The sequence below is a fragment of the Gluconobacter oxydans genome, assembly GCF_006539685.1.
Lineage (GTDB): Bacteria > Pseudomonadota > Alphaproteobacteria > Acetobacterales > Acetobacteraceae > Gluconobacter > Gluconobacter oxydans.
The window spans coordinates 21,713-35,360 of the sequence record NZ_BJNM01000023.1; the positions used below are offsets into that span (position 1 = coordinate 21,713).

Below are 13,648 nucleotides of genomic sequence, written 5' to 3' on the forward strand. Positions count from 1 at the left end.
ACGACGTCCCGTCGTTTGACAGATGCGCGACTAGCCCTCCGCATCCTGTCCTGACCGGATCGAACTGGCGATCTTATGGATTCCGGTACAGGCCAGCCGCCCGTCCGGATCAGGTTTTTCATCCGGCTCCAGACTCTGGACCGGCCGTCTGTTCAGGGGACGAATGTCACTCAACGTGCTTGCAGCGAACGACCTCACCGGAACGGGACCCAACGTGTCCCGCCGCTGTGCGTTCGGACTGCGCCGTTCCCTCCACCCCACACAATCTGACGTTCCGCCCGGCCAAGGCAGCCATTGCGGAGCGTCGTGGAGTTCAGTTTTCCATGACCAAGCGTATGCTCATCGACACCACACACGCGGAAGAAACGCGTGTTGTGGTCATGGATGGTGACCGCGTCGAAGATTACGACGTCGAGACATCGACCAAGAAGCAGCTCAAGGGCAATATCTATCTTGCCAAGGTCATTCGCGTAGAGCCGAGCCTTCAGGCCGCTTTCGTCGAATATGGCGGCAATCGCCACGGCTTCCTCGCCTTCAGCGAAATCCACCCCGACTATTTCCAGATCCCTGTCGCAGACCGCGAGAAGCTCATCGCGCTCCAGGAAGAGGAAATTGCCGAGCGCGGTGAGTCTTCCGATGATGCCGAGACCGAAACGGTTTCCGAAGACGCCACGGACAGCGAAGACGGCGACAACCAGGACCGTCGCGCGCCCGAGACCGTCGGCGGCGAGCACGATACGGGTGAGGAAAGCGCATCGTCGCGCCGTACGGCCCGTTTCCTCCGCAACTACAAGATCCAGGAAGTCATCCGCCGCCGTCAGGTGCTACTGGTGCAGGTCGTCAAGGAAGAGCGTGGCAACAAGGGCGCGGCCCTGACCACCTATATCTCCCTCGCCGGCCGCTACTGTGTCCTGATGCCCAATGCCCTGCGTGGCGGTGGCGTTTCGCGCAAGATCACGTCCGATTCCGACCGCCGGCGCCTGCGCGACGTCATCGCGGAGCTGGACCTGCCGAAATCCATGGCGATGATCGTCCGTACAGCCGGTGCCGGTCGTCCGGCCGCGGAAGTGACCCGCGATTGCGAATATCTGCTCCAGCTCTGGGACGACATCCGCTCCCATGCCCTGTCCTCGGTTGCGCCGACACTGGTCTATGAGGAAGCCAGCCTCATCAAGCGCGTCATCCGCGACCTGTATTCCAAGGACATCGAAGACATCCTCGTGGATGGCGAAGCCGCCTGGAAGAGCGCGCGCGAGTTCATGCGCCTGCTGATGCCGAGCAATGCCAACAAGGTGAAGCTCTGGCAGAACCGTGGCCAGAGCCTGTTCGCACGCTACAATGTCGAAGGCCATCTGGACGCGATGTTCTCGCCGACGGCCCGTCTGCCGTCGGGTGGTTATCTGGTCATCAACCAGACCGAAGCTCTCGTCGCCATCGACGTGAACTCCGGCAAGTCCACCTCCCAGCGCAACATCGAGGAAACGGCCCTGCGCACGAACCTCGAAGCCGCCGAGGAAGTCGCACGTCAGCTGCGTCTGCGCGATCTGGCCGGTCTGGTCGTGATCGATTTCATCGACATGGAAAGTCGCCGCCACAACGCGCAGGTAGAGAAGCGCCTCAAGGAAGCCCTGCGCTCCGACCGCGCCCGTATCCAGGTCGGGCATATTTCCCATTTCGGTCTGCTGGAAATGTCCCGCCAGCGCCTGCGTCCGTCCATCGCGGAATCCGTCCTGACGCCCTGTCCGCACTGCCAGGGGACCGGCTTCATCCGTGGAACGGAAAGCTCGGCCCTGCACGTTCTGCGCGCCATTGACGAGGAAGGCGCACGCCAGCGTTCGTCCGAAATCGAGGTGCATGTGGGCTCGGACATCGCGCTTTACATCCTCAATCACAAGCGCTCCTGGCTGGCGGATATCGAACGCCATCACCGCATGCAGGTGATTTTCCGCACGGAAGAGAACCTGGCTGCGGCTGACATGCGCATCGAGCGCCTTCAGGCCCAGACCCCGGCTCCCGCCCAGGTCCGTGCGCCGGAACGCGCACCGGAGCATATCCGTACGATCGAGATCATCGAGGAAGAAGCACCTGTCGTCGTGCGGACGGAAACGCCGGTTGTCGATGCCGAAATCATCGAGGACGTGGCCACATCCGAGAGCGAAGAGGAAAGCAACGGCGGTCGCCGTCGCCGTCGTCGCCGTCGTCGTGGTGGCCGTCGCGACCAGAACGGAGACGTCCCGGCAGCGGAAAACAGTCAGGAGCAGGATGCCCCGAAAGCTGAACCGCGCGAGATCGCTGCTCCCGAAGCCGCTGACGAAAACGGCATCATCCCGGGCCGTCGCCGCACCCGCTTCAAGCGCGTCGTCAAGGACACCGAAGGGTCTGAAGATACGGCTGCACAGCCCGTATCCGAGGCTCGTGACGTCACCCCGGCTGCGACCACCCGTTCGAACGCGCCTGCCCCGGCCCGTACCCCGCGTCGTCGTGAAGAGCGCGAGGAGCGTCCGGCACCGCGTCGCTATACGGGTCCGACACCTGCCGATCCGTTCGGTGGCAGCTTCGACATCTTCGATGTGATCGAGCAGGCCGAATTTGAAGGGACGACCGAGGCCCTTCAAACCGGGATCAGCACGCCCACGGAAATCGTGATCGAGCATGTTCCGGCTGCTGAAACGACCATCGTCGTGGAAGAACCGGTGGCCGAGGAGGCCCCCAAACCCCGTCGTGGTCGCGGACGTCGTCCGGCCCGCGCCAAGGCTGTGGAAGCCGCTCCGGCCGAGACGATTGCGGAAGAAGCCCCGGCGGCAGAAGCCGCTCCGGCTCCGGAAGAGCCTGTGGCCGAAGAGGCGCCCAAGCCGCGTCGGACCCGGACCCGCCGAACGCCGAAGGCTCAGCCCGTCGAGGCTGAAGCTCCGGCTGAGCCCACCGCCGAAGTCGCTGCGGCTCCCGCGGAGACTGTTTCCGAAGAAGCCGTCAAGCCGAAGCGCACCCGCGCCCGTCGCACAGCGAAGGCCAAGCCTGTCGAGGCTCCGACCACGGAGGAAGGAAATATCCTTCAGCCGGTGAACATTGATGAAGTCGCGCCGACGAAGCGTCGTGCCGGCTGGTGGAAGCGCTGATCCGTCAGCGCGTTCCGCGAACCATGAAAAAGGCCGGTCGGGATATCCCGACCGGCCTTTTTTCTTTTGTCCCGGATAAACCCTGAAGTCTGCTTTAGCGGCAGACGCTCTGTGCGCCGGTTGCTGCGATATAGGTCCCGGTCAGGGGCTGGAAACAGGCATTGCGCGGGCAGGAACTCGTGCTCGCCACGCTCTGCGGGTAGATCGCCGCCCCCGCCTGCGCCTGTTCCTGAAGCGCCGTTCCACAGAGCGGCGTATTCAGTGGGGCAGACGGGTCATTGAACAGCTTCTTCTTGCCGTCTTCAGACGTCTCCTCGGCCAGACCCGGCGCAAAGTCCTGCGGCGGGATCCTGGTCTGCGTTGAGGGCGAGCCCGCAGGACGCGCTGGCGCCGTCGGCTGCTGGGCACAGGCTGCAAGCAGCGGCAGGGCAACGAGACTCAACCAGAACGAACGCATGCAGACTCCGGATCACAGATCGGGTGGATGAAAAATTTACAGTCCAAGATCGCCCTGCGGCGACAGGCTGTCCAGTCTTGCCCCCCGATCACCGTCGGCGAAAGACAGAACGACGCGATCCGCAACAGGACGGGCCTCGGCACTCGTGACGGGCTGCCCGTTCACATCCTGCACCAGGACATAGCCGCGACTAAGAATGGCACGGGGGGAGACGGCCTCAAGATGGCTGCCCAATCCCTGCAGCCGGGCCTGCTGGAGACGGATGGCGCTTCTGAGAATATCGGGGGACAGACGCTGGCGTTCCGTCCGAAGCTGGAAGGTCTGAAGCGAGCGCTGCCAAGCCGTATCCAGCTCACCTGAGACGAGACGCAACCCGGCCCGGCGACGCTCGATCAGCAGTTCCGGGCTGGGGAGATGGGTCGTCGGCGCCGTCAGGCGGGCACGGGCGCGGCTGACGAGAAGCTCGGGCGCCGGCAGACGCAGGGCCTGCAACCGTGCACGACTGCGCCCGATCAGAAGCTCCGGTGACGGCAGGTGCATCCCCGGCGCATCGAGCCGGTTGCGAACCCGCATGACAAAGGACGGCAGCGCCAGATCAAGCCGCTGGCCACGATCGTCCAGACGCATCCGGGCGGAATCCAGCAGGCCAGGCAGATCCGGCAGGCGGGCGGCAGCCTGATCCAGTTGCGCGCGGGCCGTCTGGATGATGCGGGTCAGTGCCCCGGTCAGACGCGCATTACGATGTGCCATATCTGCGACCATTTCCGAGCGCAGGGGCACGGCCATTTCAGCCGCGGCGGTCGGTGTGGGCGCGCGCCGATCCGAGACGAGGTCAATCAACGTCGTGTCGGTTTCATGGCCGACAGCGGAAATGATCGGCACCGGGCAGTTCGCCACGGCACGCAGGACGCGCTCGTCATTGAAGGCCATCAGGTCTTCAAGCGAACCACCACCACGCGCGACGATCAGCACATCCGGCGTGCGCGGACGACGGACGGACATGCCTTCAATGGCCGCAGCGATCTGCGCGGCCGCGCCTTCACCCTGAACCGGAACCGGCCAGAGCAGCACATCCCGCGGGAAGCGACGACTGATCGTCGTGATGATGTCGTGCAGTACTGCGCCGGAGCGCGACGTGATGACGCCCACGAGAGACGGCAGGAACGGAATGGCTTTCTTGCGCTCGGGCTCGAACAGGCCCTCTTCAAGCAGCTTGCGACGCAAGCGCTCGATATTGGCAAGAAGCGCCCCCTCGCCCGCGAACTCCATGCGATCGATAACGAGCTGATAGCTGGAACGCTCGCCGTAAGCCGAGACACGTCCGGTCGCGATGACCTCATTGCCGTTCTCTGGCGCCATGCCAAGGCGCGAGACGCTTCCACGCCAGATCACACCGGCGATCTTGCCGCCTTCATCCTTGAGCGACAGATAGACATGCCCGGAGGGATAGCGCTTGAGTTCCGTGACCTCACCGCGCACCCGCACGCGCCCGAATCCACTCTCCAGCGTGCGTTTGATCGCCCCGGAAATCTCGGAAACCGAATATTGCGGAACATTCCCGCGGATCGATGCGCCATCACTCTCCATCATGGCGCCAGTCTATGCTACGCACGCCGTCAAACGAAGCCCACGATTGCATAATAAAGGATAAGCGGAATGCGCGTTTTGCTGGTCGGGTCCGGAGGGCGTGAACATGCCCTGGCTACATGTCTTGCGCGCTCACCGGGTCTGACCGCCCTTTATGCGGCACCGGGCAATCCCGGCATGGCGTCGGTCGCAACGCTCGTTCCGCTGAAGGCCGATGATGTCGCGGGGCTGGTGCGTTTTGCGCAGGAGCAGAAGATCGACCTGATCGTGCCCGGTCCGGAAGCGCCGCTGGTGGCAGGGCTGGCAGATGCCTGTGCCGAAGCGGGCATTCCGTGCGCGGCTCCGACGAAGGCGGCGGCCCTGCTGGAAGGCAGCAAGGCGTTCACGAAGGACGTGGCGGATGCGGCCGGTATCCCAACGGCACGCTGGGAGCGCTTTGAAGAGGAAGCCCCGGCCATTGAGTTCGTGCGTCGTCGTGGCGCGCCGATCGTCATCAAGGCGGACGGTCTGGCTGGCGGCAAAGGCGTCGTCGTGGCCCAGAGCGTGGAAGAAGCCGAAGACGCCGTCCGCAGGCTCGGCATGCCGCTCGTGATCGAGGAATGCCTTGTGGGCGAGGAAGTCTCGCTCTTCGCGTTCTGCTCGGATGACAAGGCCGTGCTCATCGGGGCCGCACGCGATCACAAGCGCCTCGGTGATGGCGATACCGGGCCGAATACCGGCGGCATGGGGGCGATTTCCCCGCCCCCCGCTTTCGGGCGCGAGATGCAGGAAAAGGCACTCGACATCATGGTGCGCCCGATGCTGGCCGAAATGGTCCGTCGTGGCACGCCGTTCCGGGGCGTGATCTTTGCCGGGCTGATGCTGACGACCGAAGGGCCGAAGCTGATCGAATACAATGTCCGCTTTGGCGATCCGGAAGCGCAGGCCCTGCTGATCCGCCTGAAATCGGACCTGCTGCCAATCCTCGCAGCACTGGCGCAGGGCAGTCTCGAACACGCAGCGGCAGAATTTTCCGACGAGCACTCGATCTCGCTGGTGCTGGCCGCGAACGGCTATCCGGACGCTCCGAAAAAGGGCGGCCGGATCAGCGGAATTGAACGCGCCGAAGCCGTTCCGGGCGTTTCGGTCTTTCATGCAGGCACGAAGCTGGTCGATGGTGTTCTGGTCGCGGATGGCGGGCGTGTGCTGACCGTCTGCGCAAAAGCTGAAACACCGGAAGAGGCCCGGAAACTGGCCTATGAAGGCGCCTCTGCGATCCAGTGGGACGACAAGATCTTCCGCAGCGATATCGGGTTGTGACGGATGGACCGGCACTGCTGGTCCAGAAGATCTATCGGGAAACCGAAGCCTTATATGCAAGGCTTGCACCCGAAATGGGACAGGTTGCGCTGGGCTACCGTATTCTCTACGGTCCCCCGCGCCCCTGTCCCGACATTCTTTTCATCGGCTTTCAGCCGGGTGGGCGCACTCAGGATGCGCTGGACGGTCTTGCCGAAGGTCAACATACTTCATGGCCATCGCGATTTGAATTTGCCGCAGCACCATGGCCGCTGGCGCGCGCAATCCGCAAAATCTTCAGCGTGGAAGATCTGGACCAATGCACCGGGCTGAATCTTGTTTTCTTTCGTGCGCCTTCGATGACTGCATGGCGACAAATTCCACGCCCGGTTCGCAAAGAGCTTGAGCGCTTCTCACTGGAGAAATGCGAGGAGATTGTGAAGGCTCTGTGCCCCCGCATGATTCTCGTCATTGGTCTTGGTACTTTTAAGGCTTTGGCTCAGGGACTGCCGGTTTTACGAAAAGAGCATGCGCGTCGGCCGGATGTGCTTGCTCGGGAAGGCCAGATCTGGGGCTTTCCAGCCATCGGCGTGGCACATCTCACAGGCAGCCGCATCAATCGTCATGATGCCGACAGGCTGGCCGCTTTTCTTCGGGACAAAACAGGTTTCCACGCAAACCCTGCATCACTGCACCCAGACATGTGAAAACACCATGTGGCTCAGAAGCGTCGCATAATAATTCCCTAACCGTTTCGAGACAAAATCGACCGTGCGCATCTGGATCATGGGGGCACCGGGCATCTGTTCCATGATGGCGTGTCCGGCCTCCTGCCAGATCGGGGCGGCTTTTGTCGGGTCTGTCTGGGAACGGGCCTGATCGAACAGGGTCTGGACGTGCTGGTCGCAGAAGCCCGTGAAATTCGGAGAAACGGCCGAGTTTGGATGGTAGTTGTCGCAGCCGAACAGGTCGTCCAGGAAGGTTGAGGCGGAAGGATAGTCAGCGAACCAGTAGGACAGCGCGATCTGGACGTGATTGGCGCTGTTCTGCTCGTAGGATTCCGCAAGCCCGGCCGTAATGGGGCGAAGCTGGACGTTCAGTCCGGCGGATTGCAGGGCATTGCGCAGATAGGTGCCCATCCCGAGTTCCATGGCCCGGTTGGGAACGACCAGCGTCACGGAGGCTCCATCCGCACCGGCTTCATGGATCAGACGCCGCGCGCCTTCCAGATCCTGCGGGCAGTCCAGACCCAGATCGGCGCCCGGAATCCCGTGTGGCACCATCTGGCACAGCGGCTCGGAGATCGCGCTGCCACCAAACAGGATCGTCATGGCATGGCGATTGACGGCCATGCTGACTGCCCGGCGCACGCGCACGTCCGTGAACGGCTTTTCATGCGTGTTCATTGCCAGATAATACAAACCCAGCAACGGCTCGATATGGACCTGGGACGTGTAATGCGCGCCCAGTTCTCCCAGCCGGTCGGCAGGCTTGGCGTCCAGCATCCAGTCATACCGCCCCTGCTCGACCGCCGTGACCTGTGCCTCGTCCGACAGCCCGAAATCATATTCGATGCGATCCACGAAGCCGTCCGTCTGGGCCTGGGGGTTCCAGACGTGGAAGTACGGATTGCGCTCCAGAACCATCCCATGTCCCGGATCGTACTGCGTGATGCGATACGGCCCGGTCCCGGGAACCGTTGCGCCGCCCATATCATGGACCGGGGTTGAAGCCGGCAGAATTACAGCGTGCGGGAATGCGAGCTTGTAGAGGAATTCGCCGTCCGGCTTCGTCAGATGGAAGACGATCTCGCCGGTTTCCGGATGCCCCTCGACACCGGGAAGCATACAGCGATCGGGCGTTTCCAGACATTCCGCAGCGCCTGCGATGCCGCCATAGAACGAGGCTGCGGTGGGGCTGCCCGCACGATATATCCGACGGAACGATGCCACCACGTCTTCGACACGCACGGGCGCACCATCGGAAAAATGCAGCCCCGGACGCAAATGCAGGCGCCATGTCAGACCATCCGGACTGATCTGCGGCATGGCATCGGCAAGGTCCGGCACGACCTCCAGCCCCGCTGTTCCCCGCGCCAGACGGAAAGTCAGCAGCGGGTCGTACATGTTGACGAACACCTGCATGTACTGGGTGCCGTAATTGATCTGCGGGTCCAGCGTTCCGCCGGGGCCATCCGCCGTCAGATGCAGCGTACCGCCGCGATGGGGGCTGCCGAGCGTGATGCCGTTCCAGTCAGGCGGGGTCTGCTCTCCGGCAAATGCCTGAGAAGCGCCCGGCCCCAGCAACAGCCCCGCCGCGAGAAGCGCAGCCCCCCGCTTCATTCAGCGCTTCGCCAGTTCACGCAGACGCGCGATCAGCGCATCGGCGTTGCCGTCAGCCGGAATGGTGCCAGCATAGCGGGCGTTCGGGTCCATGATGACGATCTGCGGCGCGGGAACGAAATGGTCCCCCTCCTTCTGGAGCGGCGCATGATATTCGGCCGTCATGGCCTTGATCATGTTCGGCGTAGCCGTGAACGGCATGACGTGGGGTGCGACGGGCAGGACATATTCCTTGAGCGGGTCAGCCTCGTCGAAGGGATTGAGCGAGACAGCCAGCGGCGAGACGCGGATACCCTCGGCCCGGAGCGTGACCAGCGCCTGTTCCATGCTCTTCAGCACGGGCTTGCACTTGTCCTCGGGGCAGTTGGCATCAAAGAACCAGACGAGCATCCAGGTGTTGTGGAAATCGCCTTCTGTGACGGTGCTCTCGCCCAGCGAGTCCAGCCGGAAGCTGCCGCCAACCTTATTGCCATTGGACTGGACCAGAAGGCCCGGACCACCATTGGACGCCAGATGGAAGCCGACATATCCCAGAACGGCCGCCACGGCGAGAACGCCCCAGATGATGCGATTGCCGACCCGCTTGCGGCGTTCGTGATTGGTCTGCATGACCTTCCTGTCTTTAATGTGCGTCAGCCCAGCTTGGGCCGATACCGGTTTCTACTTCAAGGGCCACGTCAAGTTTGGCGGCCCCTTCCATTTCCGTGCGAACGAAATCCGCCAGCGCCTTTGCATCCTGCTCCTCGACTTCGAAAAGCAGTTCATCGTGCACCTGAAGAACCATTTTCGCCTTCAGACCCGTCGCCGGCAGACGCCGCGCCAGATGGACCATGGCGCGCTTGATGATATCTGCTGCCCCACCCTGAAGCGGTGCGTTAATGGCCTGACGTTCCGCATAGGCACGACGGGCACCGTTCTTCTCGGTGATGCCTGGTACATAACAGCGGCGGCCGAACGGCGTCGTGACATAGCCGTGCTTTTTCGCCTCTTCCTTGGTTCGTTCCATATAGGCACGGATGCCGGGATAGCGGGCGAAATAGGCGTCGATATAGGACCGCGCCTCGCCCGGTGAAATCTGGAGCTGCTGCGCCAGACCGAAGGCCGAAATGCCGTAAATGATGCCGAAATTGATGGCCTTGGCCCGGCGACGGGTCAGCGGGTCCATACCTTCAAGCGGAATACCGAACACTTCGGACGCCGTACGGGCATGAATGTCCTGCCCCAGACGGAAGGCTTCGAGCAGCGGTTCAATCTTCGCGACGTGGGCCAGAAGACGCAGTTCGATCTGGCTGTAATCCGCGGACAGCAGGACGCACCCGGGAGTGGCCACGAAGGCCTTGCGGATGCGTGCGCCTTCTTCCGTCCGGATAGGGATGTTCTGAAGGTTCGGCTCGTTTGAAGACAGCCGTCCCGTCGTGGTGATGGCCATCTGAAAGGACGTGTGAACCCGCTGCGTGTCCTGATCCATCTGCTGGACCAGCGCATCGGCATAGGTGGATTTCAGCTTGGCCAGCTGACGCCAGGCCAGGATTTTCTGCGGCAGTTCATGCCCCTGCTCGGCCAGCGATTCCAGAACCCCGGAATCCGTACCCCAGCTTCCGCTTTTCGTTCGCTTGCCGCCTGGCAGGCCCATTTCATCGAACAGGATTTCGCCAAGCTGCTTGGGCGAGCCGACATTGAAGCTCCGCCCGACCTGCTCGTGGATTTCCTGCTCGATCGTCCCCATGCGCTCGGCAAAATCGGCGGACATGCGGCGCAGTTCGGTGGCGTCCACCTTGATGCCGACGTCTTCCATATCCGTCAGGATCTGGATCAGCGGACGCTCGATTTCCTCATACAGCGCCAGCGCCTGACGGGTCCGCAACTGCGGACGCAGCACCTGCCACAGACGGAGCGTCACGTCAGCATCCTCGGCGGCATAGGCGGTTGCGGCTTCGATTGCGACCTGCGCGAACGGAATACGCTTGCGCCCCGTCCCCGTCACGGAATCATAGGTGACAGGCGTATGCCCCAGATGCAGTTCCGACAGCTCATCCATCCCCTGCCCATGCTCACCGGCGGACTGGGCGTAGGAAATCAGCATCGTGTCATCGATAGGCGTAATCTCGGGAATGCCAGCGCCACGAAAGACGGTAAGGTCATATTTCGCGTTCTGGAACACCTTCAGGACGGACGCGTCCTGCAACAGCGGCTTCAGACGCTCCAGAGCCTCCGTACGATCCAGCTGACGAACGAAAGCTTCCCCCGTTGAATCTTCTTCCAAAAGATCACGTATGGTTTCGTGCAGGAACGGCACATAACAGGCCTTCCCCGGCGCAACCGACAGCGACAGCCCAACCATATTGGCCTGCCGGGCATTGAGGCTGTCTGTCTCAGTATCGACGGCCACCACACCTGCGGCCCGGGCGTCCGCAATCCAGCGGTCCAGCGCGTCCATGTCCGTCACGGTCTCATACGGACCATAAGGCGCATCGGGGATCGTAACGGCCGCAACCTCGTCCCGTGCAGCCGCCTTGTCCTCGGGCCGGACAATCTGGCGCATGAACGGGCGCGGCTTTGCGGCCAGACCCAGCCCCATACGCTGGATGGTGGAATGGAATCCCATTTCTTCCAGCCAGTCCCGCAGGGTCTCCCGAACAGGCTCGCGGCAGCCGAGTTCGCTGATCGGCTGTGGCATCGGCGCGTTGTCGTCCAACAGCACCAGTCTGCGGGACATGCGCGCGGCATCGGCATGCTCGATCAGATTGTCACGCCGCTTGGACGCCTTCATGGCCGGCGCGGCGGCGAGGATCTGCTCCAGCGTGCCGTACTCATTCACGAGTTGCGCCGCGCCCTTCGGACCAATTCCCGGCACGCCAGGAACGTTGTCGGTCGAATCCCCCATCAGCGCCTGCACATCCACGACCTGATCAGGACGGACGCCGAACTTGGCCTCGACCTCGGCCTCGCGGATCGGCTTCTGCTTCATCGGGTCCATCAGCTCGACGCCGGGACGCACGAGCTGCATCAGATCCTTGTCGGACGAAATGATGGTGCAACAGCCGCCCGCTTCCACCGCCGCTTTGGCATAGGCTGCGAGAAGGTCATCCGCTTCCCATCCGGCAAGCTCGATCGACGGCACGTTAAAAGCCGCCGTGGCATCGCGGATCAGGCCGAACTGCGGGCGCAGGTCTTCCGGAGCTTCGGGCCGGTGTGCCTTGTACTGCGGGTAGATCTCGTTGCGGAACGTCGTGCGACCGGCATCGAAGATCACGGCCAGATGCGTTCCCACATGGTCCCGCAGCAGACGCGCAAGCATGTTCGTAAAGCCATAGACCGCATTGACCGGCACACCCTGGGGGCTGCTCATCGGCGGCAGGGCATGGAACGCGCGGAAGATGAAACCGGACCCGTCGATCAGTACCAGATGAGGCTTTTCCAGATCGACTTTTCCCAGATCAGGTTTTTCTGGCGGCACGAATGTCTCCCTTCTCGCCCCGAAGGAGCGGACGTTCTAAAATCATCCGTGATGATAGGCTCATTCCCTTCCGTTTCAAACCGCCTCGGACGTCTTTCCTTCGGACTGCTCTGCCTGATGACCCCGCTGGCCCTACAAGGCTGCACGGCACCCCATATTCCGGACCTGCATCCGACAGCACAGGAAACGGCCCTCATCCCCCCGACACTCACACTCGACATGTCGGATGGCGCCCATATTCCCCTGCGACTGTATCCGGCCCTCACATCCAGTCCCCGCGGTATCATCTTGGCCCTGCACGGTTACGGCGACAGCCGGGATGCCTGGGAGTTCGCCGCACCGGTCTTCACGTCCCAAGGCTTTACGCTCGCCGCGCCGGACATCCGGGGCTTTGGCGGAACTGCCGACCGGGGTGGATGGAGCAGCACGGCCAGACTGGTGCAGGACACCCGCGAACAGGTGCTCTGGCTGCACACCCGCTATCCCGGCACACCCATTCACGTCATGGGAGAAAGCATGGGGGGCGCCATAGCCCTGCTTCTGGCCGCGACAGACACGCCCCATATCAGCAGCACGATCCTGCTTGCCCCTGCGGCGCTCGATATCGGTCAGCCCTGGGAGAGCATTCTGGGTGGTCTTGATCTCCTAACCCCGCACTGGAAGCTCGACGGATCGGCCGTTCCCGGTCACCGGGTTGCAAGCGACAACCTCAAGGCCCTGCGGCGGATGTATTTCGATCCCCTCACCCTGCACAGTTCGACGATCCATCCGCTCTATGGCCTGACCCTTCTGATGCAGGCCGCCTACAAAGCCGCCCCTCGGGCCCGGACCCCGCTGCTCATCATTTTTGGTGGCCGTGACCAGTTCGTCCTGCCCCCCTTCACGGCGCGTCTGCTCCGCAAACTACCCCCCGACACGAGGATCGACGAACTGCCCGGCGCCCATCACCTTCTCAGCCGGGACCACCGGGGCGCGGCACAGGATGCCGTCTCGTGGCTGACAGACCCCGACCGCTTCCTGCCATCAGGCGGCGATATCGCCGCTGCCGCATGGCAGGCCACCGCCCAGACACAGACTTTTCCATGACCTTCTGCCAGCCGTATGCCCGGACGACAGAACTTTCAAAAAAGAGGGCTGGCAATCTGTCGCCGAAGCAGTTATCTGAGGGCGCATGGACCTGTAGCTCAGCTGGATAGAGCGTTGCCCTCCGAAGGCAAAGGTCACGCGTTCGAATCGCGTCAGGTCCACCAAATTTCCTTGTTTTTCAGAGACTTAAGATTTTGGCTTGTCTCATTTCCCTCTAGCTTAGTGCTAGCATAAGGGCAGAAAACAAGGGTTTTACGCATGGATAAGCATAGTTCTAGCGTAGTTTCCGCACCATATAATGTGTTCAAACAGAGGTGGACCCGTC

The 13,648-nt window shown here is 62.5% G+C and carries 9 protein-coding genes and 1 tRNA gene; 5 read left to right on the plus strand and 5 right to left on the minus strand.

From position 1 onward, the window contains the following. Positions 1–323 precede the first annotated feature (323 nt). Entirely contained in the window at positions 324–3,116 is a 2,793-nt protein-coding gene (locus tag GOX01_RS09800) for an Rne/Rng family ribonuclease (RefSeq protein ID WP_062269875.1), read from the plus strand. Between the two features lie 94 nt (positions 3,117–3,210). On the opposite strand, the gene GOX01_RS09805 is transcribed toward GOX01_RS09800, so the two are convergent. Beyond that, a complete protein-coding gene (locus GOX01_RS09805) occupies positions 3,211–3,573 on the minus strand; it encodes a hypothetical protein (RefSeq protein ID WP_011253250.1) in 363 nt (120 codons plus the stop codon). Between the two features lie 36 nt (positions 3,574–3,609). Next, positions 3,610–5,163 (minus strand): exodeoxyribonuclease VII large subunit, encoded by a 1,554-nt coding sequence (gene xseA / locus GOX01_RS09810; protein WP_011253249.1) that lies wholly within the window; start codon positions 5,161–5,163, stop codon positions 3,610–3,612. A gap of 66 nt (positions 5,164–5,229) precedes the next feature. Here xseA and purD point away from each other — a divergent pair, with 66 nt between their 5' ends. Beyond that, positions 5,230–6,459: a phosphoribosylamine--glycine ligase gene (purD, locus tag GOX01_RS09815; protein ID WP_011253248.1), complete on the plus strand. Its 1,230-nt coding sequence runs from the start codon at positions 5,230–5,232 to the stop codon at positions 6,457–6,459. Continuing rightward, positions 6,456–7,145 (plus strand): hypothetical protein, encoded by a 690-nt coding sequence (locus GOX01_RS09820; protein ID WP_062269837.1) that lies wholly within the window; start codon positions 6,456–6,458, stop codon positions 7,143–7,145. The genes purD and GOX01_RS09820 overlap by 4 nt, the downstream gene beginning before the upstream one ends. Here GOX01_RS09820 and GOX01_RS09825 read toward each other — a convergent pair. From GOX01_RS09825 to polA, 3 genes are read right to left on the minus strand one after another with little or no spacing between them, the layout of a single operon-like run. Then, positions 7,125–8,780, minus strand: coding sequence for an ABC transporter substrate-binding protein (locus tag GOX01_RS09825; RefSeq protein WP_011253246.1), 1,656 nt, complete (start codon positions 8,778–8,780; stop codon positions 7,125–7,127). The two genes, GOX01_RS09820 and GOX01_RS09825, sit on opposite strands and share 21 nt — an antisense overlap. Beyond that, a complete protein-coding gene (locus GOX01_RS09830; RefSeq protein WP_062269832.1) occupies positions 8,781–9,389 on the minus strand; it encodes an SCO family protein in 609 nt (202 codons plus the stop codon). It lies immediately after the preceding gene. A gap of 13 nt (positions 9,390–9,402) precedes the next feature. Beyond that, on the minus strand, positions 9,403–12,237 hold the full coding sequence (gene polA, locus GOX01_RS09835; protein ID WP_174787485.1) for a DNA polymerase I: 2,835 nt from the start codon (positions 12,235–12,237) through the stop codon (positions 9,403–9,405). A 117-nt stretch (positions 12,238–12,354) separates the two neighbouring features. On the opposite strand from polA, the gene GOX01_RS09840 reads away from it, so the two are divergent. Both GOX01_RS09840 and GOX01_RS09845 read left to right on the plus strand, forming a co-directional pair. Further along, positions 12,355–13,323 carry an alpha/beta hydrolase gene (locus GOX01_RS09840; protein ID WP_228119164.1) on the plus strand — a complete coding sequence of 323 codons (969 nt, stop codon included), beginning with the start codon at positions 12,355–12,357 and terminating at the stop codon, positions 13,321–13,323. 87 nt (positions 13,324–13,410) lie between these two features. After that, a tRNA-Arg gene (locus GOX01_RS09845) sits at positions 13,411–13,487 on the plus strand. Positions 13,488–13,648 lie beyond the last annotated feature (161 nt).